This window comes from Paenibacillus sp. FSL R5-0378 (assembly GCF_038009285.1).
Classification (GTDB): Bacteria; Bacillota; Bacilli; order Paenibacillales; family Paenibacillaceae; genus Paenibacillus_AQ; species Paenibacillus_AQ favisporus.
The window spans coordinates 2833800-2859632 of the sequence record NZ_JBBPAY010000001.1; the positions used below are offsets into that span (position 1 = coordinate 2833800).

A 25833-nucleotide genomic window follows, 5' to 3' on the forward strand; every position below is an offset into this window, starting at 1 on the left:
ACTTTCGCAAAAAACGCAGAGAATTGCTTGAATAAAGCGAATTCTGTCAAAAGGATCGAAACGATTAGGCCTGGAGAATTATTTAAGTATACATTGAAAAATAATGATTGTATTAAGAATACTTAAAATATAAAATACATACCGAATATAATGATAAAGGAGGTTCACAAAGTGCGTCTGCGACTGTTATCAGGTATTTTGTCCGTGGTCATGCTCATTCAGCTTGTTCCGGTATTCAAGGTGCACGCAGGTCCGTATATTCCGGATCTTCCGCAGTCCGATCATGTCCTCACAGGCCAGGATTTGATTCCTGCCCTCGTCCTCCACGATTTCAACACACCTGAAGATGTAGCGTCATGGAAAGCGGGAACCAACACCAAAGAGGTCAAGTATGTTACAAGTATGCTAAACGGCCCGAACTCGCCGTATGAAGGAAGCGGTGCTCTGGAACAGGTCCCGAACCCGGTCAAAGTGTATGAATGGCGCACGATCTATACGGAATACGAGCAGCCGAAGGACTTGTCTGCCTACCGTTTCCTGGCTTTTGCGGCAGACAGCTGGGGTTGGCAGGCCTCTGCAGACTATGTGCTGAAGGTGAAATTGTTCAGTGGAGACGACGAGTTTGAGAGCATCGCCCATATCCGCCCGGACCAATGGAAACGGGTCTTTATCCGTCTGGGGGATTGGGGAGGCAAACATGCCGTCACCAAGATGGAAATATCCTTTATGCAAAATTTCGATTTGGAAAATGTGCAGCCGGGGCAGCCGGGATACGATTCCTGGGATGGGCGCTTTCAGATCGATTACATCTGTGCGACGAACGTGATTGATCTCGGGTTTAATCAGGAAGGGGAAACTGAAGGCTTCACCGCCATGAACGGCTCGGTACAGGCACAAGACGGGGCACTGGTATACCGCATGGAGGCCGAAGGCGGGTACATCGAATCACCGGAAATCAAGATCGATACTGCGCAGAGGAACGGCATGACGATCGACATGACGAACGACACGGGCGCTCAGGAACTGAAAATCCAGTGGCGGACCGAAGGGGGAGAGTGGTCTGACGACCAGGTGAAATCGTTCACCGTTCCGGCCAGCGGCACCTTCTCGCAGGATTTTAACTTCTCGGATCATCCCGGATGGCAGGGCGTCGTCACCGCATTCCGCATCATTCCGGAAGCAGCGGCCGGTACGATCAAGGTGGACCAGATTCGCTTCAGGCAGCTGCCGGAAATGGAGCAGCCTTATGCAGGCAAAGCGGAAGCGAGAATCGATCAGGACGGCAGGATCATCGTTGAAGGAACGGTTGGGCCCGACTTTGTGTCTTCTCATCCCGAAGGCCAGCTGGAGCTGTTTGAATTGGCAACCTACGAGGATGCGAAGGATGTGCTCTCAGCCAAGATGCCTCTTGCCAAGACCGGTCTGAGCGAGTCGTTCCGGTTCGAAACGGCTGCGAACGACGGGCAGCGGAGCCGTCTTTACTCCAAATTCGCCGTTGCATATCGTGCGGAAGACGGCACATACACTCCAATGGACGCTCCACAGTATATCATCAATCCGGAAGCCACTGCGCGCAACACCGAGCCCTATCCGGAGGCGCAAAGCATCAAGGGGCTTCAGGTACAAATGACAGGTGACGCCCAGGAGCTTGGAATCAGCCATGCCGCACTGAATGTAAGCTACAACGAACTGATGTACAAATCCGATAACCATCCGGAGAACACGATAGCTTACGACCTCGAGGGAGAAACCTTCTATTTCCGCAAAGACCGGATCGAACGTATGGATAACTCTATCAAAAGCTTGTCCGACAACGGCATTATCGTCTCCCTGATCTTGATCATGTATGATATCAAGGATCCCGATTCACCTAATGAGTTCCTGATCCATCCGGACTCCGAGCCCGGAGGGACCGTATATGCGCTCAATACGAGTAATGAAATGGGCGTAAAATACGTGAAGGCGGCTACCAGATTCATGGCGCAGCGTTATTCGATGCCAAGCGAACAATACGGGAGAGCCGTGAATTATATCGTCGGCAATGAAGTCGGCCAGAACAAAGTTTGGAACAATATGGGGCCCAAAAAGGTGGATGCCTACGTCCGGGAGTATGTCCAGACCTTCCGGCTGATCGACACCATCGTCAAAAGCGAGTACGCCAACGCCAGAACGTATGTATCTTTGGACCATTTCTGGAATGAAAAGCTGGACGATGCTTCTCTTTGGAAATACGATAACAAGGTCATTGTCGATAAAATGGCGGAATTATCGCGTAAAGAAGGCGATTTCGCCTGGAACATTGCTGCGCATCCTTACCCGGAAGATTTGTTCAACCCGCGCTTCTGGAATGATGCCACGGCAACGGATTCGTTTGACACCCAGCGCATTACGTTTAAAAACCTGGGCGTTCTTGTGGATTATATGAAGCAGCCGGAGCTTCTCCATAACGGGCAGATGCGGCGAATCATCCTGTCGGAGCAAGGCTTCCACAGCTTGACCAATTCGGAAGAGCATCAGAAGCTTCAGGCGGCCGCTTATGCCTATGCTTATTATAAAGTGAAGTTTTTGGACGGCATTGACGCTTTCATCCTTCACCGGCATGTTGACCATGGACAGGAGGGCGGGCTTAATCTCGGCTTGTGGACCCATACCCCGGACAGCGTCGTGACGCCGGATCAACCGAAATATATTTATGATGTCTTTAAATATATCGATACGTCCCGCTCGCTGGAAGTAACCGAGTTTGCCAAGCCGATCATCGGGATTTCGGATTGGCGGGAAGTGATTCCGAATTTTGATCCCGGCCAGCTTCAGGACCGGACGATTCCTTCGATCGGCGGCCTTGATTACATTCGTGACGTGCAGAAGCCAAGGGAAGGAAGCGGTTTTGAATCCGGCACCGACGGCTATGCCGCATCGGATGAGGTGCAGGAAGTGAGCAAAGCTTCCGGCGATGCCTTCAACGGAACGGGCTATCTGGCAGCCAGATTCAACAGCCCGTACGCGAAAAATTGGGCCGGCGTGCAGAAACAGTTCACGGAGCCGGTCGATGCGAGAAAAACGCCATACTTCACAGCCGCGCTTCGGCTGGCCGATGTGAATCCGGAAAAGGCATATGAGGCGAAGATTATTGTGTACAGCGGATTTGACCGGATCGAAGGAACTGCCATGCTGGATGCAGCGAAGGGATGGCAGCTGGTCTCGCTTCCGCTTGGGGAATGGAAGGGAGCAAAGTCCGTTGACCGGGTGAAAATCTGGGTGCGCTCCGAGGGAGGAGCTCCTTTGACAGGAGAACTCCGTGTGGATGAGGCCCGTTTTGCCGAAAAAGTGAAATATGATCCTCATTCGTCCAACCTGAAGATTTCGGTACAGCAGCTGACGCCCAAGCTTGAGGCTGGGGCGAAGCTCAGCGTCACGGTCACCAATCTCGGATCCCAGAAGCTGAACAAGAAGGTGAGGGTGGAGTTCCCCCAAGGAATTCAGGCATCCCCGGGAAGTATTGATCTTGGCGACGTTGGAACAGGGATGAGCAAGAACATCACCTTGGAGATCACCCGTTATGCTCCGTTGAATGAACAGGATCTGGCATTGACGTTGGACTATGATTCCCGTAAATTCACTTTTCCTTTGGAGTGGGAGCGATCGTAGGGACATTTTACGTACTTGCGACTATCATCCATTCAAGCTTCTCAACTTATATAGAAATGACTGTGGTGCTCGGTAGGGAGTGCCGCAGTCTTTTTTAGTTGTCCTATTGGCGATCAAATCAAACAATGTATATTCAGTTGTAAAAGACTCTAACAAAGTATATTATATAATTAATAAGAATACTTAATTCTAGAAATAAGTGCTTGTGATATTCGTTAATGGAGGTTGAGCCGCCTATGTGTGACACGGATCCGTTGGGAGGAGCAGAAAGGATGCGGAATCACGTGAGTCGAATGCACGCCGATCAATGGGGAGGCATTGACGGGTTGGGAAGGGAGCTTCCAACGCGGGCAGAAACGGGGCCGACGCGCGAAGGCAGGTACGTAGGCTTATTTTACTTTCTGTGGCTGGGGCAGCACGGAACGTCAGGCCCTTTTGATAACAGCGAAATTCTCGCCCGATATCCCGAAGCGGTCAGGGATCCAGCCCACCCGGCCTGGGGGCTGGAAAATGCATTTCACTTCTGGGGCGAGCCTTTGTATGGCTATTATCTGAATGACGATGCCTGGGTACTTCGCAGACACGTGCAGCTTCTGACGAGTGCGGGCGTGGATTTTATCGTGTTTGACACGACCAATGCCGTAACGTACAAGAAGGTATACGACGTATTGTTTCGCGTGCTGGACGAGGTATGGGGACAAGGCTTTGCCGTACCGCAGTTTGCCTTTTACACGAACACGGATTCAGGAACAACTATTGCGGAATTGTACGAAGATATATACAAACCGGGGCGCTATAAGCACCTATGGTTTCACTGGAAAGGCAAACCTTTGATCATTGGAGATCCGGCGGAATGCACGGAGGAACAGCGGGCCTTTTTCACCTTTCGCCGGAATCAATGGCCAAATGAGGAAGCAAAGGTAAACGGATTTCCATGGATCGAATTTCAGCGGCCGCAGCGGGTGTTTTTTAATGATGAAGGGGAGAAGGAAGTGATCAGCGTTTCCGTCGCGCAGCATCCGAGTGTAGCTATGAGCGATACTCCCTTTTACGGGTACGGGAACAATTGGGGGAGAGGTTACCACGAAGGGATGGAGAAACCGGAGGCTGATCAGCCCGAATCCATTCATCGGGGCATGAATATCGCCGAACAATGGGAGTTTGCTATTGCAGAGGACCCGCAGATCATTTTCGTTACCGGCTGGAACGAGTGGATCGCCATGCGCCTGCAGGGAACAACGGATCGGCCGGTTTTGTTCGTTGATCAAGCTACGCTTGCATTCAGCCGGGATATCGAGCCGATGAAGGGCGGGTATCAAGATCATTATTATATGCAGCTGGTCGGTTATATCCGCCGCTACAAGGGCATGACCGAACCGGTGGACAGCGGAACCTTCCTGGCTGCAGAGCCGGACTTTACGGCATGGCCGTCTGTACCGGAGCTGTACAGGGACTTTGAAGGGGATACGATGCGCCGGGATCATGCCGGATATGGGAGTTTTCATTATTTTCAAGACACGGGCAGAAATGATTTGGTTACCCTGAAAGCCGCGCATACGGATCACTGTCTATATTTTTACGCAAAAACGAAAGATCCCATCACCCCCTATACGGACCGTCACTGGATGATGCTGCTCATCCGTAACCGGAGACAACATAGCCCGGGATGGGAGGGGTACCATTACATTGTGAACAGGACAGTCATAGACCGTTCCAAGGCGCTGTTGGAACACAGCACTGGGGGTTGGAACTGGAAAGCGTCGGCAGAGATCCGTTATTTCGTTTCGGGGAATGAAATGTATGTTGAAATCCCGCTCGCACTGCTAAGGGGCGATGAAGCTCCGAAAGACCGGGCGAAAGGAATATGGATCGAGTTCAAGTGGGTGGACCATATGCAGAACGAAGGGGACATCGCAGACTTTTATTTGCACGGCGACACAGCGCCGGAAGGACGATTGAACTTTGTGTACAGAGCGGTCGACGAATCATAATTCATAAGCACTCATTTTCTGGATACTCGAGATCAGCACAAGCTGGAGGTAAAGCGATGAATATAGATAGCTGGAAAGCGGAATGGATTTGGGCAGAGGGAACGGGGAATGAGAATAACATATATGTGGAAGCGCGCCAATCCTTTGAACTGACGGTACCCTTTACAAAAGCGCTCGTACGGATTTCCGCCAACCAATCCTACAAGCTGTACATTAACGGCATCGAAGCGGGCAGAGGCCCCGCGCCATCCGACTTGTTATGGATGTCTTTCGATACGCACGACGTTGCCACACTGCTCCGGAACGGCCGGAACTGCATTGCGGTGGCCGCACACAATTTTGGTAAGGACAAAATCGTTACCGAGCAGCTGCAGGGGCCCGGCGGATTGATATGCCAGCTCGACGTTTACGGCGCTGACGACCAAGGGGCAAACCTGCTGACGGTTGCCAGCAGCTCCGAATGGAAATGCAGGCGGTCCCCCCGGTGGAAAACAGGAGTAAGCCGCCTTCATATGTGGGGCGGATACCGTGAATTGATGGATGTGTCCCGGGAAGACGGCTGGGAATGCGAAGATTATGACGATTCCTCCTGGCCGCCCGCGGAAGTGATCGCAGCAGCAGAGCAGGAGAATTCCCCCTGGCCCCGCTTGGTCGCGCGCGATATTCCTTATCTGCAGGAGAACTTGGTATCCCCGGTAACGGTGGTATCGGCTGAATCGTTACTTGGGTCCATCCAAACCCCCGAAGCGCAATTAGCTGCTGACACGGCGGAAGGAAGGGGACCGGTGGTCATGGACGCTTCGATTCCCGGCTCTTTTCCCCAGATTACCTATGACTTCGGTGCTGAGATCGTCGGCTATCCGGAGCTTGAAGTTATCGCCGATGAAGGCGGGGTGCTGCAGCTGTTTTATGGGGAGTCGCTGGAATTGGATTTGAGGGATACGTACCTCCTCCGCAAAGGCGTAAACAAGATCACTCCATTCGGAAGGCGTGCATTTCGCTACCTTAAGGTTGGGGTCATGGCGACGCCTGTTCCCTTGCGTATTTGTGACCTTCGAGTCCGTTTTGTTCATTATCCTTACAAGGACGGGGGACATTTCCGAAGCAGCGATGATAAGCTGAACCGGATTTGGGAAGTCGGCCGGTATACGACCATGGTCAACAGCCAGAACCATTTTGAGGATTGCCCTTATCGCGAAGGTGCGCTGTGGGTGGCTGACTCGGTTGTCATGGCCAAAGTGGTCTATCAAACGTTCAACGATGCCCGGCTCGTCCGGAAGTCATTGCTTCAGGCGGCAAAAATACAAAACGACGACGGTTCCATACCCGGCACCGGACCGCAGCGGAACGCCTATTTGCTGCCCGATTTTTGCGCGCATTGGCTGTTTGGTGCAGCCGAATATTACGATTATACGAAGGATCGGGCTTTTTTAGAGGAATTATGGCCGTATATCGTGAAGCTTGCCGCGTGGTTTACGGAGCAGGAAGATGACGCCGGATTGTTTGCCAACGCAGATCGGGACGGCATGTGGTGCTTTATCGACTGGTCGGACGAAATCCACCGGGAGGATCGCGTAACCGCCGTCTCTTGCTTTTATTATAAATTTTTGCATACGGCCGCCGCGCTGGCGTTTGAGCTGGGGGAAGAGGAGAGCGGGAATTCATTTACGCATCAAGCAGCGGAGCTTCGCAAGTCCGTCCGGAACCTGCTCCGGATACCGAATACGGCGATTTATGCAGACTGTTTGAACGGAGATGGTCTTTCCTCCAGTATCACGGCACAGACCAATTTTGCGGCCGCCTGGTCGGGAATCATGGATGAGGAGGAAATATCCGTGTTCTTGCAGGAGTATTACTTGAAGGGACGGCTTCCGCAAATTCGTGGAGCGTTCTTTTATCATATCGTGCTTGAGACTCTTTTCCGTTACGGTTATGCAGCGGATGCCGTACGCATCATCCGAAATTATTGGGGCGATATGCTGGATCGGGGCGCGACAACCTGGTGGGAAACCTTTGATCCGAATCTCCCCTTTTCGACTACGCCAAGCCCCTACCTTGGGCATACGCCAACCTATTTGGAGGACGCTGTCCCGGTAAGTCTATGCCATGGCTGGGGAGCATCACCGACGTATTTATTGAACAGGGAACTGCTTGGGATTGATATTTCTAAGGCGGGTCATGGGCAAGTTACGCTCCGTCCCAGCGCAGTGGCGGAAGTGGAGTGGGCGGAAGGTTCGGTGGTCACCCGTTACGGAAAAATCAGTGCCCAGTGGAAAAGGGATGTGGACGGAGTGTACCGCTTTGAGGCTCACCTGCCCGCACAAATGACATGGAAGGCGCCAGGATTGCGCGACATATCCGTGTCTACGGATCAGGATCGTGTCCACGTTCGAGGAACGGTTCCGGTTCATGAGGCAGCACCAAAGCGGACACCACTGGTCGATTGCAGCGGATAACGACAAGCACATTCAATTTAAAAAGCTGCGCAGCTGCAGCATGATGAAAAGGGCTGAAAAATTTCAGCCCTTTACTAAATTCCATCAAGTTCAAATGAGTACTATTCGGCCAGTCCTTTCCACTCCATCAGGAATCAAGCGACGCGACTAACCAAATTGCCGTCCGGGTCCTTTATCGGATGATTCCCAGCATCTCCTTAGGGCTTAAACCCAATTCCTGTTTGAAGGCCCTTCTGAGATGCCGTTCACTGCTGTGGGCCTGCTCGGCTAAATCCGTAACGGATAGATTTCCTTTATGATGATAAATAATCTGCATACTCCTGAGACACCAAAGGGGGAGGAGCCGCATTACTCTCCGCTAACACTTTGCTTAATTGACGATCGGCAATCGCAAGGATGGCCGTATCTGGAACATGGGTTGCCGGGAGGAATCCGGTCTCCGGACGCTGTCCAACATGATATTTACTGTTCCGCCGCCTACAGGCAGTCTCTCTTTCCGCCAGGATCAGAGACTGCCCTTTTGCTTGCAGGAGTGACTGTGTTTAAAGTATACTTAACTCAATTTGGTAAGGAGTGATGGCTTCATGGATATGGAAAAGTCGGACAAGACTCCGATGTATCAATATATAATGAACGATATTAAACGAAAGATCGCCTCCGGAGAACTCAAGCCGCATGATCCGCTCCCCACTCAGATTGAGCTGGCGAAAGAGTATAACACCAGCGAAATTACGTCCAGGCGGGCACTGTCGGATCTGGTTCAGGAAGGATTCGTGTACAGGATCCGGGGGAAGGGGAGCTTCGTCCATGAGAATCCGGCTCAAGCCGATTCCAAAGGGCTGCGCACCTTGTATTTTGCCCATCAGAATCATGAAGTTAGCATCCTGAACCACCCGTTTTTTACGGATATGTTTGAAGGCATTAAAGAGGTGTGTGATGATAACGGTGTCGCGTTCCACATTTGGGATATCGGGGAAAACTACGAGCTGCCCGAGGATCCCGGCGCAGGCATCATCCTCCTGACGGTGAAAGGGCATTTTGACTTTTCACGTTTAACGGCTTGGCAGGAAGAGAATCGGCGCATTGTGACGGTGCATTTCTATTATCCGCATTTGGGCATTCCCTATGTTATCGCGGATAATCTGACAGGAGGATATCTGGCCACCCAGCATCTGATCTCTCAGGGGCATCAGCGAATAGGGATTATCCTGACAGGCAGTTCGCTCTTGGAATTAAATCAGGATTTCTCCCTTCGCCTCCAAGGCTACAAGCTGGCGCTGACCCAGCATAATATTCCTTTCCATCCGGACCTGATCACCGTTGTCGACGGTGAAGACGAACGGGCGGAGATGGGGGAGGAAGGGTTCAAAAGGCTGATGAAGCTGCCGGAACCGCCAACGGCGATATTCGCCACAAGCGACTATAAGGCTTTCGGTGCGATGAACGCGGCGAGAGAATCCGGGATGAGCATCCCCGAAGATATAAGCATTATCGGTTACGATGATGTGAAACTCGGCGAGTATTCCTATCCGAGGCTCACCACGGTGAATCAGAATACACGCAAGATGGGACAGCGGGCGGCGGAAATTTTGCTGTTTGAACTGGAGGAGGATCATTCGTCCCTGGTAAAAGACGAGATCGTTCCGACGCTGATCTTGCGCGACAGCACCGCCCCCTTATCGGCGAAGCAGCGCATCAGGAATAGTTAATTTGCAGGGTGCCGAATTAATCTAACCCGGCAAGTATGTTTGCCTCTTCCATCTAAGGGATGATTCAGGTTAACTGCCTGGGGTTAGAGCGCTGTGACAGGTTAGCCATAAGCAACCTGTCGCAGCGCTTTTAGTTTTTTATCGCTCCGCGATGCGTCGCGGTAAGCTCATTACGAGAATAGAAATAGGGTGACCCAAGACCAACGTCTTAGTCACCCTCGCAAGTTATGAATTACTCTCTTGGAGCGTCTCCATCATCGCATAAAAATATTTAGGGTCGCTTGAAGTGAAGTAGTTATACCAAGCTTCTAACGTCTCTTCCGCAAACAGGTCCAACAGCGCAATAACCTCGCGCGCTAATTCTAGTGCGCCGGCCGAACCGGTTGTGATCAGATTGCCATCGACCACGACTTTCTCGTTTTTATATCGAGCTGCGCCTTTGTATGAGGGGCTAAATAAATTTAAATACTCCAGACTATTACTCGTATGCTGACGCTCATCCAGCAACCCGGCATCCGCAAGCGCAAGTGTCGCCCCGCATATGGCTGCAACATAGCCACCGACGTTCAGCAGTTGTTTTGCTTTTTCGATGATTGGCCCATTCGTTGGATCTTTCCAGTTGTCAGCACCCGGCAAAAGCAATATAGCCGATGTTTCATACGTGATCTCATCTACTGTCAGTTCCGGCACGATTGTTAATCCGCCCTTCGTCGTGATAGGACGTTTGGAAGCTCCGACGGTTCGAACGGGAAGGCGACTCCCGCGGTTTTTGAAATATTGACCGGAGTTGAGCTCTGCAGTAACAAAGCCAAGTTCCCAGTCCGCCATCGTATCCAGTACATAAACATAAGCGTATTTCATCAGTTCCTCCTTGTTCATCCATGATTCTATCCGTTGAAAAGATGTTGTCGCCGATCTGTGCCAAAGTGACTTCGTTCCCTCATGGTTTCCATTATGAACTTCCTCCCGAGCCGAAATAATGTAAAGGGATAAATCGTATCAGTTCATTGGCCAGAAGTTCGGGTTTTTCCAGCGCTGCAAAATGACCGCCACAGGGCATTTTGTTGTAGCTGCACACATGTACCGAACGTTCAGCCCAACTTGAGGGGAACTGGATTTCGCGCGGGAAGAGCACGATACTTGCCGGTACTCTACGTGTCGCTGTGACCGGCGAAGCACTATCTACATTCGCTTGGTTGGCCATTACAATGAGCCGATACATGCGTGCGGCGGATCCGGCCGTCCCGGTCAGCCAATAGATCATGATATTCGTGAGCAGTTCGTCCCTTCCGCCGAATGCATCATCTACGGTCTCGTCGCCAGCTCCCGAACGGATCATGCCGACGATCCAAGATGCCAAGCCAACCGGCGAATCGTTAAGTGAATAGGCAAGCGTTTGCGGTTTGGTCGCTTGCAGCTTCAGATAGGCCCCTTCTGATTGAACCCAGGTCTGCGTATCTAACATAAACTGCCGATCGGCAGGGGACATCTCCGTAATATCTTCACTTCCGGTTGGATAACCAGCGTCCGTCAACAAGATCGCTTTCACAACGTCGGAGTGATGTGTGGATAGCATGGTCACGATTTCAGTGCCGATATCCCCGCCGCAAGTCGCGAAGCCCTCGTATCCAAGTGTTTCTGTCATCAGTTTGGCAAACAGGTGGGCGACTCGTTTCGGTGTTGTGGTTTTTCGATCCGAAAATCCAAAACCGGGAATCGAAGGCACGACAAGATCGAAGGAGTCGGATAACAGAGGGATCATCTTGTGAAATCGGTAGAAGCTGTCGGGCCAACCATGAACGAGCAAAAGCGGCACCGCATTTGGATTTTCGCTTCTAACCTGCACGAAATGAAGGGTTGTATCCTCTATAACTGTCTTGTATTGCGGTAAGGCATTTAATTTGGCTTCATGAATACGCCAGTCATACTGCGTTCGCCAATAATCGATTAATTCTTTCATATAACCGAGATCTGCACCCATATTCCAGCCTTCGCCAGCCGCTTCGTCGGGCCACCGTGTATGATCCAGCCGCATTTTCAAGTCTTCAAGATCCGATTGCGGAACATTGATTTTGAATGGAGTAATGATAGCTGCTCTCCCCCTTGAATACAGAATGTAATAGCTGCTTTCTGCATTGTAAGGGAGCCAACAAGACACTGTATTGTATATTTTTTCCCGAGATCTAGTTCGTGAGAGGGATGTGATTGGGGTGCAGGCTTTCTATAGCGCGATACTCGGTCGGAGTGAGGCCGGAGAAGGACTGAAATTCTTTAATGAAATGGGACTGATCATAATATTCGCAAGACATGGCAAGATCGGCCCAATCGATATTATTGCTCTTTCTGATTAGACGTACCGCCTTTTGAAAGCGCATTAAACGACTAAACCTCTTGGGTGTTAGTCCTACTTCATCCTTGAAAATTTGAATGAATCGTTTGGCGCTCATGTTAACCTGTTCAACCATGTTCGCAATGGATTCGGGGTGATGCGACTGCTGAAACGAGGCAATCGCAAACTCAACGGCTGAATGCGATGGCCTTGACCAATCACTTCGTAACAGAAAGTATTTTTCAAGGATACGAAATCGATCTTCTACCGTGTTGGAATAAAGCAGCTCATCGCGCAGATCAGTAGCCACTATCCCCCATAAATCATCCAACGAGACATGCGTATCTTTTAACGCAATAGAAGGCAGCTTTAGAAGGGGACCAGCGCAGCCGGGCTTGATATGTACGCCAATCATGGACCGCTCGCTTGAAGAATCCGTTATATAATAATCAGTGTGAGGCCCACTAATCACGGAAGACGCTAGTGTCATCTCGCTGTCATATCGATTGTGTATACGAGTTTTACGATCATACAGATCAATGACGAGATCGATCGAGCCGTCCGGTAGGGTAAGTCTTCTCGAGTGCGGCGGATTCTTTCCGGTATAGGACCAGAAGTATGCGATGAAGGAAGACAAAGGAGGCGGGGGTGAATAGGTCTGAAACGGCATTGCTGTTCAGTCCTTTCTGTCTCATTGTTCAAATAATTTCATTGTACTTGATAACTTTCATGATTTGAAACAAGAAGTTCAGAAGGAGTTCGCTACTGCACTAAAAGAATTTTTATTTCATAATATCCGAGTAATATTCGTAAGCGTATGGAAAGAGTCTGCAAAAATAAATGCACGTGTTCCGGATTTTGGAAATCGAGTAGAAACTGTTCGATATAGGGGATTGAAACCAGTGTAAGGACCATCTATCGTGACATTCAGGTACTCAGCGAAGCAGGCTTGCCTACTATAGGTACAACAGGCACAGGGTATTCCTTAACGGAGGGATATTTTCTGCCTCAGTCCGAGCGGTTGCATCCAGCTTCCTCCAGACTCCGTCTAGCGGCAGACGCTCTTGCTCTTGGCTAACGGTAGGCGTTTGCCAGTTCCCGTTCGCGCGCACTAAAAAACAGCCTGGAACATTCACTGTTCCAGGCTGTTTTTTGCCTACAAATGGCTTAAATTGTACAAATAAAAGGCATAGTCTGTTGGTATTCCGGGATGCCCTAGTTGCCTGAGCATCGCAGTCACGCTACCACGATGATAAGTTCCGTGGTTCACCATATGTTGGATATAGTCTACGCATCTGGCATTAAATGTTCCTGACGGATAAACTGCTTCGATGTCCTCATGTTGCTCGATGAATGACCGGAAGCTAGCCGCCAGTTCATCTTGCATCTGACCCAGTTCTTCAATACGCTTGCCGTTGGTTTCTGCCACTATAATCTCTATAGTGTTCTTCAAGTGCTCAAAGTATTCCTCCGACAACTCGGAAACGCCGCCTTCAGTTAAGAAAGTTAACCAACCTCGATCGATAACATAAATATGGACGATAGTGTCGTAGATGGTTGGAAAAACGCTAACGATTTGCTTTCGATATACCTCATCAGAAAGTTTCTGAAGATGCTCGCAAACCTGCCGGTTTGCCCATACATGATAATCAAATTGCTGCAAAGCATATTTTTTCAACTTTGTTCCCCGTTTCAAATAGGGGAGCCCGCAGTTTAAGGGCAATTATGCGTCCTGCCCCTCCATAGTTTGCCCGGGAGTAAAAGCCGTTCTCATTACAAACGCCTCCTTGCGGTAATATGATCTACAATATCATATAGAGGGTAGATAAAAATCAATTTCCCTCTAAGTCAACAATATCAAAATATATAAAGAAAAACATGAGAATGTTCTTCTTTAATCGAATTATCCCATCGATCCGCGGCAGCCTCAGCGTGTTTCGCAATAAAAACTATTGCAATAGGCAAACTCCTACAGTATACTTTGTTTATCAAAGTATACGAAATTTATAACGTATACTTACGGCTGAAGCGTATTCGTTCAAGTTTGTTGTAATTGAAAGCGCTTTAGGTCATGACCATTCGAAAATAGGGGAGATCAATGTGAACAAAAGGAAGGGATTCATCGTTCTCTTGAGTATTGTGATGCTCTTGGCTTTATTGTCAGCATGCACCAAAGCAGCTCCCACACCACCAGACAATCCAGGCACCGCAGAATCCAATCCAACGGGTGAGGATCAGGGTAAGGAAGACGCAGGGAAGGATCCGGCCGCGTCGCAGCTGACAGGAAATATTAACATTTCCTTGCCGAATGCATCGGCGTCAGTATGGAATGCGGTTGCCGAAGCGTATATGAAGAAAAATCCGGGAGTGAAGGTCAAAGTCGACAACAAGCCGGCGGAAGGCTACAAGGAATGGCTGACGGCTCAATTTGCAGCAGGTGTGCCTGATGTTGACCTGGTAACGAATAACGAAGTCGGTGGCCTAGTTAACAGTAAAAAATTTATGGACTTTTACCCTTATTTCGATAAGGTCAATCCTTATACGAACCAGCCATGGCAGGACACCCTGGATCTGAAGGCGATGGGCATTAACCTCGAAGGCATTGGAGCCGAAGATCATTTGTACAACCTGAACTTTGAATCCGTGCAGATCGTATGGGTGTACAACAAGGAGATTTTCCAGAAAGTCGGTATTACCGAAGCTCCCAAAACGTTTAACGAGATGATCGACGCTTTCAATAAAATAAAAAAGGCCGGATATACACCGCTGGCGCTCGGCGGAGACTCCAAATCGATGTGGAGCGGCCAGGCGGGATGGCTGGTGCGGATCTATGCCGATCAGTACATGCGCGATTATATTAACATCATCCGGTCCCAAGAACAGGATTATACTTACGTTCCAGAGCTCGACGAGCAGTGGAAATATGATCTGACGGATCCGTATAACGATTCCAACAGTAAAGTGACCAAAAACGAAATGCGGCTATGGAAAGCTGTTAAAGACAAAGAAGGTCCCTTCAAAATTGCCGGCAATCCCCAGTGGAAGGCTTACTCGGAAAATCTGAAAAAACTGTTCGATTATGTGCCTGACGGATTTTTCGGAGTGAAAGAGGACCAGGCTTACAATCTGTTCCTGACGGGAAAGGCGGCGACAATGTTAGGCACGCCGGCCTCCTACTGGCAGCTCCCTAAAGATTTCGCGGATGAGGAAAAAACGGGTGCCACAGGCGGCGTGAAGCCTTTCGAATACGGATTCTTCAACATGCCTTCCATGGAAGGACCTGAGGTGATGGCACCGGCCCGAACGATCCAGATTCCGATCGGATTCTATGGTTTCGTCAATAAAGATGCGAAGCAAAATGAGCTGAATGTGGATTTCATGATGTACCTGACGAGTCCGGAAGGTTACGCCGTATATTTGGATGCGATCCAGAAGAGTGACGACGCCTCCCTCTCAGGCGCACCGGCCATTAAAGGCATTACGCTCCCGGATGAGATGGCGGCGGCATTCGCCGATTTCAAGCCGATTGGAAATACCGAAGGCTACACCAGCGCCGCCAACAACCTGGCTCGCGGAATGTGGGATTACCAGCCGTCCGTGCAGGATTGGGTAGGGCTCGTACAGCGGTACTTCAGCGGTAAGCTGACAACGGATCAATATTTGGATCAGCTGCAGGCGAATATCGATAAATATATGGAACCTGCCATGAAAGAAGCTAAGAAAGAACTCTCCGACTTGGATCACCCCGAGCGGCGTCCGCCGCAGCGGTAATCACTTATTCACACGGGTCTGCACATGCATTTGCATGTGCGGACCCGTATGATTACCCGAGGGAAGCAGGCAATTCGTAAGGATGACGGATAAAAAGGGAGGTTCATCATGAGGAAAGCCCCATGGATATTTCTTGCACTGATCCTGCTTCTAGGGCTTGTCCCGGGCGCAGCACTTGCCAAAGACCATTGGTCCATTGAAGGAGCGGGGAGTATCACCTCCCTCTCCGTATCAGAGGATGGGAGCCGTGTGACCGTTGGGGGTCATAATGCGAAGGCATTTCTCTACGATTCCGAAGGCAACCCCATCTATGAGGTTGAGGCTGGAAATGTCGTTACAGGGGTAGCGCTTCTGAGTAACGGCACGCTTCTGGTTTCATCGGATGACAGGCGTCTGTATGCATATGACGAGACAGGAGGTCTGCTGTGGGATTCGGATCTGAAGCGGCAGGTCAAAAGCTTGGCCGCATCGCAGGACGGGTCCACCATCGTTCTCGTTACCCAGCGCAGCAAAGATCTCATCGTTGTGGATCAAAATAACGGAGAACAGACAGGCAGTATCCCCATCGGTTCCCTGTTGAAGGAAGTGAGCGTATCGGGCAGCGGACAGTGGATCGTTGCCGCGACAAGCGACCAATTCGCCTATCTTCTGGACAAGGATGGCAGCCTGCTGTATAAATTCAGCGCGGATAATCAAATCCAGGCGGTGGCCGTTTCAGACAATGGCCTGGCTGCAGTGGGTACGGCTTCCAATAAGGTGGAATTGTTTGATCAGAAAGGGAACGTTAACGGTTCGATTAACACGCGGGACATCGTGACCGATGTCGCCTTTTCAAGCGATGGGGAACGGATCGGCGTTTCGGATTTATCCGGTAACTACTATATTTTCGACGGGCGCGGAAAGCAGCTGTGGGAGTCAAAGATCACGGGGGAAGGCCGGGGCGTTCAATTTGACCGGGAGGGCAAGACGCTGTATTCTGGCACCAATGACGGAAGGATTTTTAAGTACGATGTAGGCAGTGTCATCGATAAAGCGGCAAGCAAGGCACGAATAAACGCTATGCTATGGGCTGCAGCCGGTGTCTTGGCGGTCGTCCTTGTTATGCTGTACTTGAATTATTTGAAGAAGCGCAACCGGCTGGTTATTTTCCGCCAGATATGGAAAAGCAAATATATTTACCTGGGCTTGGCACCGACCTTTATTCTGGTGTTCGTCTTTCTCTATTACCCGGCTTTTTCGGGCTTATTCCATTCCTTATATGACTGGCAGCCAGGGGGCAGGACCACCTTTGTCGGCTTGGCCAATTTTGAACGAATGATTCATGATCCTTATGTCATTAAGGGGATGGGCAACCTGGTCATTCTGATCATCACCGGTTTGATCAAAGCGATTATCCCTGCACTCATTACCGCTGAACTCATCTTCCATCTACGCAGTAAACGTCTGCAATACGGCTTTCGGACGGCATTTACCGCATCGATGGTTATTCCGGGTGTGGCCCTATTGTTGATTTGGCAAAACCTGTATGATCCTAACGTGGGTCTGATCAATAACGTCTTACAACTGATCGGGCTTGGTTCCTGGGCGCATGGTTGGCTTGGTGACCCCAATACCGCCTTGTGGGCTATTATTTTTATCGGGTTTCCGTTTATAGGCATCCTGCAGCTGCTGGTATTTTACGCAGGGCTGCTGTCCATTCCGAACGAGCTGATCGAGTCCGCAAAAATCGATGGGGCCAATCTTTGGCGGATTATCCGTTCCATTCATTTGCCGCTGCTGGGCGGTCAATTCAAGTTTCTGATCATCTTAACCCTCATAGGCATTATTCAGGACTTTAACGGCATCATGATCGTTACGGGCGGCGGTCCCATGGACTCGACTTATGTACCCGCTCTGCAGATGTATTATGCCGCCACCAAGTTCAACGATCTCGGGTATGCCTCGGCGCTCGGTGTAAGTATGTTCCTGGTGATCCTTGCGATTACGGTTGTGAACATGAAGCTTATTAAAACAGAAGATTAAGGAAGGAGGAGAGGGATCGATGTATACCGAAACGGATACAGCCGCTGAAAGCGTCAGCCCCGTGAGGAGGCTCAGAAAAAACGAAGGCGGGCTCATCAAATATCTCAGTTTCCCCCAGATCACCATCATCGTGCTGCTGTGCGTGCTGGTCATTCTGATGCTGGTGCCCATTCTGTTCATGATCGTCAGCTCCTTAAAAAGCAATGCGCAAATTCTCGGCAATTTCTGGGGGCTGCCATCTCCGGCCAAATGGAATAATTACGGCGCTGCGTTCACCAGTATTTGGCGATATATGGTGAATTCCATCTTGTATGCGGTCGGAGCCAGTGCATGTGTCATTCTGCTCTCTTCCATTTCAGGATATATATTCGCCAAAAAAAGCTTTCCCGGCAAAGAACTGCTGTTTATGATGATGCTGGCCATGATGATGATTCCGGGTGTGCTGACGCTGATTCCTTCGTACGTCCTGTATAATAATCTGGGACTAACGAATACACCTTGGGTGATCATTATTGCCGGTGCAGCCGGCGGGCAAATCTTCGGAACTTTCTTGTGCAGGAGTTTTATGTCCGGCATCCCCAGCGAGCTGTTTGAAGCGGCCCGGATCGATGGAGCATCGGAGATTCGCGTATTTTTTCAAATCGTCATCCCGTTGTCGCTGCCGATCCTGGCCACCTTGTTCATTATGCAGGCTGTTGGCGTGTACAATGATTACATTTGGCCGCTGCTTACGATCAGGGACAGCAGTCTTCAGGTGGTTGCTGTTGGCCTTACCGTCTTTACGAAACAGTTCGGCATCACCGATATGGGAACGCAGTTTTCGGCATACGCCATTTCCTCGATTCCGTTAATTTTGATTTTCTCTTTCGGCATGAAATATTACATTCAGGGCATGACGCAGGGGGCTTTGAAAATGTAGCGTGTGAGATGAATCGTTTCAATGTAGCGCTCTCGGCGCTGTGCTCACTTCAACGAGTAACAAAAAAAGCAGCCGGGCGGCTACCGGTTGCTTTTTGATTTGAGGTTCGTTTGCCGGTGATACGTGTCAGCGATAGAAGTCAACCATGTCTGCAAACAGGCGCTTGATCAATTCAAGCTCGGCATCGCTGTACCTTCCCAAAAACTCGTACATTCTCTGCTTTTCCAACGCATGGAGCTCATCATGCGCAGCAAACAGCTTTTTGCCGGCAGGAGTTAACCGAAAGTACACTTCCTTTTTGTTATCGTTGAGCTGGGCTTTCCGCACCCAACCGGCTTTAAGTAATTTGCTCGCGATCTTGGAGGTGTTCCCTTTGCTCAAATTCATCTTTTCCGCGATGGAAGTGACATTGATCGGCTCCTGCTCCCCGATGCACGCAATGGTGTGCAGTTCTGTCATGTTCAAACTGAATTCGGCACCGATATGCTTCCGGATATCTTCGAGATAGGATGCGGATATTCGGGATTCATATTCTTCTTTTTGCTGAAGAAACTGAATAAAAAATTCATGAATGGCGGCTTTGCTTTTATCTGCAGTATCCATGGTTCATGCTGGCTCCTCGACTCATTTTTTTTAGTATATCATAAATCGTTTCCTGAGAAATAATTACGCATACTTCTAGGCAAGGTTGACACGTCGAGGGTGGACGGTACACGGGAAGCTGGTTTCAGACTTTTGTTTGCGAGCGAAAAAAAGAAGTACTAAACCTAGATAAGTCCCGGCGAGAACAGCTGCATAGACTTTAAATCATTATTTATGTACTCGGCGATACGTCTGGCATCATGCTGTACCCACCCCAAAAGTGCAGATCCTCTGCAGGACAGCCACGGAAGACCGATGAAATATAGGCCTGGAATATTAGAAATACCATTGAACTGGGTAATTTCTTGATGTTCATTAAAGAGATGATTGATTTGGATCCAGGAGAAATCCGGGCGGAACCCGGTTGCCCAAATGATATTGTCAGCCTCAATATAGTGATCGTCCGCAAAAAATACAGTACGTGACTCCGCGCTGGCTGCCCTCGGAAATCGCTTGATTTTCCCTTCTTTTAATCGTTGTTTTAATTGGTATCCATAGATTTGCTCAGGTTGTTGGCGTAACCATTTCCCGCGTTTGGTGTGATTTCCGGCCTGTAAGAAACCCAATTTGTCGTAATACCAAAAAATGCTCTTTCCCAATATGTACAGAGGTTTAAAATGGAGCTGGTTTGATGCGGATAAATAGACATCAAAGTCATTTGACAGTTCTACTGCAATTTGTGCACCTGAATTTCCTGCTCCCACGACCAACACGCTTCCAGGTGTAAGCTGGCCGGGATTCCGGTATGCGGAAGAATGAAGCTGAGTCGTATCATTTGAAATGGACTGGCTTATGGCTGGAACATACGGTTTATGAAAAGGCCCTGTAGCCACGATTACATTTTTGGATTGAATCGTTCCTCTGCTAGTCTCCACCTCAAATCCCCTTGGAATGGAGGTTAACGATTTGACTTCCGTATCCAACTGAATCGGAAAATCAAAGGTTAAAGCGTATTCCGATAAGTATGCGGCAACCTCATCTTTTGTAGGGAGACCATTCGGATCCCCAGGCAAATCAAGACCAGGTAAACGGCTGTAATTCCTGGGTGTGAATAATTGTAAGGAATCGTATCTGTTGCGCCAGGAATCGCCTAAGGCTTTGGCTTTATCGATTAACATCAATGGTATTCCTTTTTGCTTTAAGAAGTAGGCAGCTGCAAGACCAGCCTGTCCGGTACCAATAATCAAGACATCCAGCATAGAAATTCCTCCAAGTAAAATAAATGTTGATTATATAATACATGATCATTTGTTCATATGTAAATGAAATGAATAGAATCTTCGCTTAAAGCCAAGTCCAGATATATGGAAAAGAGTGGGATTATACCGATGAGAAGCAAGCAAGAAAGAAGACTGCCGGTTCAACGGCAGTCTTCTTCTCACAAGGACTATATGGTTGAAAAGAGGAGATTTATCTTATTCCAAAGTTCTTACTCCCTTGACTGCGAGAGGTTATAGATCCCAAACTCATAAAAGGAATATCCATAATCGGTGGCTCTTTCAATCCCCTGAAATTTAACGTACCTGGCTGTAACGGGGGCAAAATGGACCGTTTCTTTGCCATCATGGGCCGTAATGATGCCATCATTGTCCTGGATCACGCTGCTCCAGTTCTGCTGGTCGTTGGAGACAAGGATTTTGTAAGTTTTGGCGCGGGCTAATTCCCACTCGATCCGGACCGTATCGAATGCTTTAGCTTCGCCTAGATCGACCTGGAACCAGCTGTCATTCACGTAGTTGCTCGCCCATCTTGTCGAAGAAAACCCATCGACGGCATATTTCGGCGCCAAGGTCGAAACGGAGCCTTCGACGGAAGAGGCGGTTACGGTTTTATTTTCCGCCAGGTTACCAGCAAGATCATACACCTCTTCTTTCAGCGAAGCATAAGCCGTATCGGAAACAATACGATCCGCGTACAGTTGATCCAGCTTTACATTGAAACCTTTGAGGAATTGATCAAACTGCGCAGCATTCTTTCCTTCAAAACGCTTCATCTGGTCCAGCTGCGCGTTCAACGAGCGGGGAGCTCCGGGCGTCGTGAACTGCTTTTGCTCGGCGAAGAGGTTCACATGAGCTTTCATGGTGTCAGCGGTAGATGCCGCCCGGATTGTGTAAGCTGTCGTCTTGGATTTGGCAGCCGCCACGGTAATGGCCAGTTGATGCTTACCCGGCATTCCCTTCAGATCAATCGGCGTTCCCGGGGCGTAGGGTTTGCCGTCGAAAGTGGCCGTAACCCGGGTCAAACCGCTATCATCGTCTTGCACTTCCCATGTGAATGCAACTGTTTCAGTATTGGGAACAACCACATCGCCATTTAACTTTTGTCCGTTGATAAATACGTCTGCTTCAGGTGGTGTACTGTTATGAATGTCGTATGTTCCGTTCAAGTATTGATACAGCCAGTCATACATGAGACGCAGGCCGGGATCTTTGCTCACCGCCAAATTATAAACCGCATTATTTCCCTGGTAATAAGCTCTGAATCCCTTTTGCATCAAGCCGGTTGCGGCGCCGCTGTTCAAGTAATCGATATAACGCTCACGGAATACGCCGTCCTGAAGCATCCGGTCATCAAATTCGACTTCATTCGACATTCCGTACCGCTTTGCAGTATTTGCGGCATCTTCCAGCCGGTCTTGATCCATGCCGCCAAAGAAATAGTTCGGTTGAAGGGCCGCGGCATCAAATCCTACGTCTTTCCACATATAGCTTTTATAAGCCAAAGAGTGGGGGATCCAGAAAAATTTCAGATTCATGTCATGGATTTTGCCGCTCACGGCTTTAATCAAGCCCGGTCCCGTTTCGCTTGTGCTGATTTGTTCTTCCAGCCAGTACATGCCGACAAGCTCCAGATTGGAATAATTCGCGGCCTGCCATCTTTGCCGGACCTGGTCCAGCCACCACTGAACCGCTTTTTTTCTGTTTTCGAGGGCTTTCTCTTGTCCGACGACAGAGGCATTAAAGCTTAACGATTCCCCTGACCCGTCCACATCGCCAAAATCGTTTAAAGATTCCCCTGGATTCGGAATCATGAGCACAACCTTCTCTTTATAATCAGGTTGGTTCAGCTTGGACCCGACTTCCTTGGTCGCCTCATTCAACTGCTGCATATCTCCCGCAGCTGCAAAGGTTTTGTCCAAATACCAGGTCCAGTCCCCCAGATTTGTTTGCCCCAGACCGAAATCCCGGCCGGCAGGGGAAGCAAGCCCGAGATATAAAACACCGTCAAAAAGCCAGTCGGTAGGTTCCCCGTTCTGATCCACGTAACTGATGTTCGGGATGATCCGTTCCTTGGTCCAGTCCCCCAAACCATTCGCATACTGCCCGTTATACAGCAGATTCAGATTCCGGATCCCGCCCGTAGCTTCGCCCGGCTCCAAAAAATGAGGCTGCTCAGCGGGAACCTTTACCGCTCCGTCCATCTTTCCGTCCGTGCCCATAATTTCAATTTCGTCAATGTATTCCCATAGGGTAGGATGCATCGTGAAAATGACTTTTACATAGCGGGCATAAGCCAGCTTGCCGTCCGTACTCCCGCCTTGGATTCCGTCCCGGCTGCCGTCCCACACAAACATTTCCTCCCTTGGCGGTCCTTCTCCCCAAAGCAGTTGAGTGGCGTTATGGGAGAGAAGGCCCCAATTCTCCTTATCGTCCGAGACATACATCGATACCGTGAGAGGCACGAGGATGGAGTTGGCAGGGTAATCCTGAAAAAAATGGGCGGTTACTTTTCCGATCGACTTCTCCTCACCCAAATCGAACACGACTTCGCGCGCTTTGCCCCGAACATGTCCTACCCAGGCCGGGTCATTCATATCTAATTGTCCATATTTCCCATCTGTAAGCTTATTCCCGGCATCAGGATGTGACGGATCCGGGGCTTCAGACCATTCATAAGGAAGTCCAAGGGCAAGATTACGGAGCTTTGGCTGCTCCTCATCCGGTGGCGACGCGGGATCATCCGCCGGGGAAATCCCTTTTGCCTGCATCGTCGGAACCAGCTCGCTCGCTTGGGCCGCCGGAACCAGCGACACCATCATGACTGCAGTCATGGCAACCGCAGCCCATCTTTTATACCAACTCATCAAGTTCAGCTCCTTTTCTCAAGTTAAGAAACCGCTTTCAAATTTTGGTCAGCATTTTCTCCGAATCAAACTTTCCGTCACCCCCTCACTGCGATTCGATCTGATAGATGTAAGTCATGGTGACACCCTCCGCATGATTGATGGTAAATGGGGCCTTGTATGCAAGGCAAGCAACATTTTTTGATGCGTTCGCAATATTTTCATAAGGCTTGGAGGGAGGGGATTTCATTGTCTTTTTTGTGTATCGGTGTATTTTGCTTTGGATATGTTAGCATCCAAGAAATCTATCATTTTTACGAATAGAATACATCATAGATTTCGAGGAGGTGAGATCCATGCCGAAAAAACCACGGGTAAAGCAAGGGGACGACTTGATGATCGTTGCCGATGCCTATGTGTTGTATTCCCAAAACATTTCTTTAAATACGGATGCATTCAGAGCGGCCGTACGGACGCGGAATGTACAAGCCGTCCGCAATATTCTAGGACTCCCCAGACCGTCTTCCATCTCGTTCTTTACGGCTCAAGACGGGAGACGTTGTGTCAACATTGTCTTTTCTTCAGGAACAACCTCAGGCAGATTAACGATCTGTGTACCTCGCCAATAGTATTTTAAGCGTAGGGAACTCCAAGCTGTCTAGCTTGGAGTTTTTTGATGTTCACTTGTCGTCCGGCCCGAATGAATAAACGGCTTTTTACGAGATAACCATCGCTATGTCATGCGAACTGAGCATAGAAGGAAATGGGTCCAGGCTGGCGAACTCCTCAGTTAACCTGAATTTTAATAAGGGAAATTATGGTATGAAGGGGGCGTTTAAGGAAATGAAAACGATTCGCAGCATGTTCGAGCAGCTGTATTGGGCCGACAAGCGCATACTGGATGCGCTGGAAGCTGGCGGGGATGGGGAATCCGAAGCCGAAGCGGTCCGGCTGCTAAGTCATACTCTGCGTGCGGAGCAGGTGTGGTTCACCCGGCTACAGGGACGGGACAGCAACCACCTGCCGCTTTGGCCAAACGACAGTCTGGATGACTGTAAACGTCTTGCGCAAGAGATGCGGGAAGCCTTCAGCGCATATCTCGCTGAGCTAACCGACGAACGTCTGGACGATGTGATTTCCTACATCAACCAGTACGGGAGGTCGTACCGGACATCCGTTCAAGACATTTTGACTCATCTTGCGCTGCATGGCCAGTATCACAGGGGGCAGATCAACATGAAGCTTCGCACAGCCGGCATGGAGCCGGTCAACGTGGATTATATTACATTTGTGCGCCTGCAGGGACAGTAATACCCCGTTCTCGCTCAAGCGAAAAAGTCATAACCACAGATCGTGGCTATGACTTTTTTGGATGACCGGTGCTGAGTTCGTACGCTAGAAAATATGCCCCAGCTTGTCGGGGTTTCGAACAATATAGATGTTGTGGATCTTCCCATCTTCGAAGTGAAAGAGCAGCACTCCATTGACTGCGCTGTCTTCCGAACGCATCAGTATGGCAGCTTCTCCATTGACTTCCCCCATTTCGACAGTCGTTCCTTCTCCAAACATGGCTGCTTTACGCATACCGCCGAGAAGGTAGCGGCCAACCCGTTCCCTGGAGACAACCGGATGGACCGTTGCAACCACTTTGCCGCCACCGTCGGCAACCAGCACGACATCTTGGTCCAGCAGCGATAAAAGCTGATCCATGTTCCCTTTCTTGAGCGCTCCCATAAATCCATGAACCCACTGCTGGCTCTCAGGGTGGATCTGAACGGGCTCATCGGCGATCCGGCCCATCTTGGCGCTTGCACGGCTGAACAGTTTCCGGCAGCTCACTTCGCTTTTTTCCATAAGCTCGGCGATCTCGTTGTAATTGAAGCCCAGCGCTTCGCGTAGGATGAACACGGCACGCTCGGAGGTCGTCAGGTTTTCCAGCAGAACAAGCATTCCATAAGAGAGGAGATCATCTCTTTCCAATGCTTCCGTTGAATCGTCGTTTAACATGAGAAAAGGCTCGGGAAGCCATTCTCCATAATATTCCTCCCTTTGTTTTCGTGCCGATTTCATCATATCTTTACAGTGGTTCGTGACCATTTTGCACAAAAAAGCCTTGGGCTGCGTTAAACGTTCCCGTGGGACATCATGTACCTTCACAAAAACATCCTGCACGGCGTCTTCCGCATCGGAAACCGAACCCGTCAATTGATAAGCAAGCTTGAATAACAGCTTCTTGTACTGCTTGTAAAGATCCTGCATCCGACTTGCTCCTTCCGCAGCTGA

At 49.7% G+C, this 25833-nt stretch carries 18 protein-coding genes and 1 pseudogene; 10 read left to right on the forward strand and 9 right to left on the reverse strand.

What is annotated here, in order from left to right:
- Nucleotides 1-171 precede the first annotated feature (171 nt).
- From MKY74_RS13295 to MKY74_RS13305, 3 genes are all read left to right on the forward strand, one after another.
- Nucleotides 172-3648, forward strand: coding sequence for a DUF5722 domain-containing protein (locus MKY74_RS13295; RefSeq protein WP_076168980.1), 3477 nt, complete (start codon nt 172-174; stop codon nt 3646-3648).
- A 284-nt stretch (nt 3649-3932) separates the two neighbouring features.
- The gene (locus MKY74_RS13300) at nt 3933-5639 is read left to right on the forward strand and encodes a hypothetical protein (RefSeq protein ID WP_144025368.1); all 1707 of its coding nucleotides are present in this window, start codon (nt 3933-3935) and stop codon (nt 5637-5639) included.
- A 56-nt stretch (nt 5640-5695) separates the two neighbouring features.
- Nucleotides 5696-8095, forward strand: a complete 2400-nt coding sequence (locus MKY74_RS13305) for an alpha-L-rhamnosidase-related protein (RefSeq protein ID WP_076168975.1) — start codon at nt 5696-5698, stop codon at nt 8093-8095.
- Between the two features lie 172 nt (nt 8096-8267).
- Here MKY74_RS13305 and MKY74_RS35725 read toward each other — a convergent pair whose 3' ends face one another.
- Nucleotides 8268-8444, reverse strand: coding sequence for an AraC family transcriptional regulator (locus MKY74_RS35725; protein WP_084203803.1), 177 nt, complete (start codon nt 8442-8444; stop codon nt 8268-8270).
- Between the two features lie 235 nt (nt 8445-8679).
- Here MKY74_RS35725 and MKY74_RS13310 point away from each other — a divergent pair, with 235 nt between their 5' ends.
- The gene (locus tag MKY74_RS13310) at nt 8680-9804 is read left to right on the forward strand and encodes a GntR family transcriptional regulator (protein WP_076168972.1); all 1125 of its coding nucleotides are present in this window, start codon (nt 8680-8682) and stop codon (nt 9802-9804) included.
- 225 nt (nt 9805-10029) lie between these two features.
- Here the strand turns inward: MKY74_RS13310 and MKY74_RS13315 are convergent, their stop codons facing one another.
- The 3 genes from MKY74_RS13315 to MKY74_RS13325 form a co-directional block, all read right to left on the reverse strand.
- Entirely contained in the window at nt 10030-10665 is a 636-nt protein-coding gene (locus tag MKY74_RS13315; RefSeq protein ID WP_076168969.1) for a type 1 glutamine amidotransferase family protein, read from the reverse strand.
- 91 nt (nt 10666-10756) lie between these two features.
- Nucleotides 10757-11962, reverse strand: a complete 1206-nt coding sequence (locus tag MKY74_RS13320) for an epoxide hydrolase family protein (RefSeq protein WP_279628448.1) — start codon at nt 11960-11962, stop codon at nt 10757-10759.
- A gap of 25 nt (nt 11963-11987) precedes the next feature.
- Entirely contained in the window at nt 11988-12803 is an 816-nt protein-coding gene (locus MKY74_RS13325; protein WP_076168967.1) for a helix-turn-helix domain-containing protein, read from the reverse strand.
- A gap of 225 nt (nt 12804-13028) precedes the next feature.
- Here MKY74_RS13325 and MKY74_RS13330 point away from each other — a divergent pair.
- Nucleotides 13029-13142 (forward strand): annotated as a pseudogene (locus MKY74_RS13330) (HTH domain-containing protein); the annotation flags it as partial.
- A gap of 147 nt (nt 13143-13289) precedes the next feature.
- Here the strand turns inward: MKY74_RS13330 and MKY74_RS13335 are convergent.
- A complete protein-coding gene (locus tag MKY74_RS13335; RefSeq protein ID WP_076169603.1) occupies nt 13290-13811 on the reverse strand; it encodes a DinB family protein in 522 nt (173 codons plus the stop codon).
- Nucleotides 13812-14233: 422 nt separating this feature from the next.
- Between MKY74_RS13335 and MKY74_RS13340 the strand changes: the two genes are divergently transcribed.
- The 3 genes from MKY74_RS13340 (at nt 14234) to MKY74_RS13350 (ending at nt 18845) form a co-directional block, all read left to right on the forward strand.
- Entirely contained in the window at nt 14234-15904 is a 1671-nt protein-coding gene (locus MKY74_RS13340; RefSeq protein ID WP_240913217.1) for an ABC transporter substrate-binding protein, read from the forward strand.
- A 108-nt stretch (nt 15905-16012) separates the two neighbouring features.
- A complete protein-coding gene (locus MKY74_RS13345; RefSeq protein WP_076168964.1) occupies nt 16013-17926 on the forward strand; it encodes a DUF5711 family protein in 1914 nt (637 codons plus the stop codon).
- A 19-nt stretch (nt 17927-17945) separates the two neighbouring features.
- Nucleotides 17946-18845 carry a carbohydrate ABC transporter permease gene (locus MKY74_RS13350; protein WP_084203802.1) on the forward strand — a complete coding sequence of 300 codons (900 nt, stop codon included), beginning with the start codon at nt 17946-17948 and terminating at the stop codon, nt 18843-18845.
- Nucleotides 18846-18971: 126 nt separating this feature from the next.
- Here the strand turns inward: MKY74_RS13350 and MKY74_RS13355 are convergent, their stop codons facing one another.
- From MKY74_RS13355 to MKY74_RS13365, 3 genes are all read right to left on the reverse strand, one after another.
- On the reverse strand, nt 18972-19448 hold the full coding sequence (locus MKY74_RS13355; RefSeq protein WP_076168961.1) for a MarR family transcriptional regulator: 477 nt from the start codon (nt 19446-19448) through the stop codon (nt 18972-18974).
- Nucleotides 19449-19612: 164 nt separating this feature from the next.
- The gene (locus MKY74_RS13360; protein WP_084203801.1) at nt 19613-20686 is read right to left on the reverse strand and encodes a flavin-containing monooxygenase; all 1074 of its coding nucleotides are present in this window, start codon (nt 20684-20686) and stop codon (nt 19613-19615) included.
- Between the two features lie 230 nt (nt 20687-20916).
- Nucleotides 20917-23571, reverse strand: coding sequence for a DUF4855 domain-containing protein (locus tag MKY74_RS13365; RefSeq protein WP_167372853.1), 2655 nt, complete (start codon nt 23569-23571; stop codon nt 20917-20919).
- Between the two features lie 335 nt (nt 23572-23906).
- Between MKY74_RS13365 and MKY74_RS13370 the strand changes: the two genes are divergently transcribed.
- Nucleotides 23907-24179 carry a hypothetical protein gene (locus MKY74_RS13370; RefSeq protein WP_144025367.1) on the forward strand — a complete coding sequence of 91 codons (273 nt, stop codon included), beginning with the start codon at nt 23907-23909 and terminating at the stop codon, nt 24177-24179.
- A gap of 214 nt (nt 24180-24393) precedes the next feature.
- Entirely contained in the window at nt 24394-24861 is a 468-nt protein-coding gene (locus MKY74_RS13375; protein WP_076169600.1) for a DinB family protein, read from the forward strand.
- 84 nt (nt 24862-24945) lie between these two features.
- On the opposite strand, the gene sigJ is transcribed toward MKY74_RS13375, so the two are convergent.
- Nucleotides 24946-25809 carry an RNA polymerase sigma factor SigJ gene (gene sigJ, locus MKY74_RS13380; RefSeq protein ID WP_076168956.1) on the reverse strand — a complete coding sequence of 288 codons (864 nt, stop codon included), beginning with the start codon at nt 25807-25809 and terminating at the stop codon, nt 24946-24948.
- Nucleotides 25810-25833: the final 24 nt, after the last annotated feature.